This window comes from Brevundimonas sp., assembly GCF_016463295.1.
Taxonomy (GTDB): Bacteria; Pseudomonadota; Alphaproteobacteria; order Caulobacterales; family Caulobacteraceae; genus Brevundimonas.
Genome location: NZ_JAEMRO010000146.1, coordinates 1 through 2,563 on the forward strand (window position 1 = coordinate 1; position 2,563 = coordinate 2,563).

Genomic DNA, 2,563 nt, shown 5'->3' on the forward strand with positions numbered 1-2,563 from the left:
GCGACTTGACCAGCCAGCTGGCCTGGGCCGCGCATTCGGCGACGAAGGTCTTTTCGGTCTCCGAGCGGGCACCGGCCTGAACCACGCCATGATAGCGCTTGTCCATGATCAAGCGGGGCAGGGTGTCGGCGTTCAGCTCGACCTTCCAGCCGCCGGCCGGATCGGCGCGCACATGCACGTCCGGGATCACGGTCTGGGCCGGTTCGCCGCCGAAGCCTGCACCGGGACGGGGCGTCAGGGCTTTCAGCTCGGCGATCATCTCGGCCATGTCCTCGGCATCGACGCCGCAGGCCTTCTTCAGCGCCGTCAGATCGCGCCGGGCCAGCAGGTCCAGATTGGCCAGCAGGCAGTCCATCGCCGGATCGAACCGGTTGCGTTCGATCAGCTGCAGCTTCAGGCATTCAGGCACTGACCGTGCCATGATCCCGGTCGGCTCGAACCCGTGACAGGTCGCCAGTACCGCCTCGATCCGCTCCAGCGAAACACCGAGCCGATCCGAAATCTCGGCCAGCTCGCCACGCAGATAGCCGCCCTCGTCCACGGCATCGATCAGGGTCAGGGCGATGGCGTGATCTGATGGACTGAAACCGGCCTGGGACGCCTGCATCTGCAGATGTTCCCACAGGGTCGCGTCGCGGGTGTCGGGCTGTTCGCGGCCTTCGCCGTCGGGCAGGCCACCGCCCGACCCGGCACGGGACCAGTCGTTCAGGCCGGGCTGGGCTTCGCCGGTGCCGACATCCTCCATCCGGTCGCCGGTGCGCTCGCCGGGGCTGGCGTCGCCATAAACGTCGTCGGAGCGCGCATCCAGGGTCCGGTCCGCATCCTGGACCCGTCCTTCGTCGAAGGTCATCTCAGTGGTGTCGTGATCGGCCACCCTCTCGGACGCAACCTCCGCCTCGCCGCCGGGCTCGCCGTCCTCGCGCTGAAGCAGGGGGTTCTTTTCCAGCTCGGCCTCGACGAAGGCGTCCAGCTCCAGGTTGGACAGCTGCAACAGCTTGATCGCTTGCTGCAGCTGGGGCGTGATGACCAGACCCTGGCCTTGCCGAATATCCAGCCTTTGTCCGAGCACTTTGAACGTGTCCCCAGCCGTACGGACCGACGTGGCCCGAAACTTGCTGTGGCCACCTTGTGGCCAGACCGGTTAACGAGCGGCGAACGCGCGCCGCGCTGGTCCCACGCTCCTCTCAAATCTACCTTCGGTCGCTGGCAGACCGACACTGGCTCAAGTCGGGCTGTGGAGAAATCGCACCTTCGAACTTGACGTTGACGTAAACGTAGGGCTTTTGTCCCAGCGAGTTTCGAATTCGCACCCTGTCCCTCAAGCAGCGAGGCGCCGCGCGCCAAGCGATAGGGACCAAACAGAGAGACACCTCTCCATGACCGAAGCCTATATCTACGACGCCGTCCGTACCCCGCGCGGCAAGGGCAAGAAGGACGGGTCTCTGCACGAGATCACGGCCCTGTCGCTGGCCACCCAGGTGCTGGAGGCCCTGCGCGACCGCAATGGGCTGGATACCTCCAAGGTTGATGACGTCATCCTGGGCTGCGTCTCGCCGGTGGGCGAGCAGGGCTCGGACATCGCCCGCACCGCCGTGCTGAACGCTGGCTGGGCCCAGACGGTGGCCGGCGTCCAGATCAACCGCTTCTGCGCCTCGGGCCTGGAAGCCGTGAACATGGCGGCCGCCAAGGTGAAGGCCGGCGAGGCCGACTTCGCCGTCGGCGGCGGTGTCGAGGCCATGAGTCGCGTGCCGATGGGCAGTGACGGCGGGGCCTGGCCGGTCGATCCGTCCAGCGCGTTTTCCACGTACTTCGTACCCCAAGGCGTGTCCGCCGACATGATCGCATCGAAGTACGGCCTCTCACGCGACGACGTGGATGCCTATTCGGTCGAGAGCCACAAACGTTCGGCCCGCAGCTGGGCCGAAGGCCGGTTCTCCAAGTCGGTCGTGCCTGTGTTGGACCAGCTGGGTCTGGTGCGTCTGGACCGTGACGAAACCATCCGCCCCAACACCGACATGCAGACCCTCGGTGCGCTGAACCCGTCGTTCGCCGCCATGGGCGAAATGGCCTTCGACGCCGTGATCAACCAGCGCTACCCCGAGGTCGAGCGCGTCAACCATGTCCACACGCCCGGCAATTCGTCCGGCATCGTCGACGGTTCGGCCGGCGTCCTGATCGGTTCTCTGGAAGCGGGCAAGGCCCTGGGCCTCAAGCCCCGCGCCCGCATCGTCGGGGCCGCCTCGATCGGGTCCGAGCCCTCCATCATGCTGACCGGCCCCGAGTTCGTGACGAAGAAGCTGCTGGGCAAGCTGGGCATGACCACCGCCGACATCGACGTGTGGGAGCTGAACGAGGCCTTCGCCGCCGTGGTCCTGCGCTACATGCAGGCGCTGGATATCCCGCATGACAAGATCAATGTGAACGGCGGCGGCATCTCCATGGGCCACCCGCTGGGGGCCACGGGTGCAATGATCACTGGCATCGCCCTGGACGAGCTGGAGCGGTCCGACAAGTCGACCGCCCTGATCACCCTGTGCATCGGCGGCGGCATGGGCACCGCCAC

The 2,563-nt window shown here is 66.4% G+C and carries 2 protein-coding genes; one reads left to right on the forward strand and one right to left on the reverse strand.

Annotation, left to right across the window (positions count from 1 at the left end):
* A partial coding sequence (locus JHC81_RS14305; RefSeq protein ID WP_292175789.1) for an RNA polymerase sigma-54 factor occupies positions 1-1,069 on the reverse strand: 1,069 nt, incomplete at its 3' end.
* 307 nt (positions 1,070-1,376) lie between these two features.
* Here JHC81_RS14305 and JHC81_RS14310 point away from each other — a divergent pair.
* On the forward strand, positions 1,377-2,563 hold a 1,187-nt coding region (locus JHC81_RS14310), incomplete at its 3' end, for an acetyl-CoA C-acetyltransferase (protein WP_292175790.1).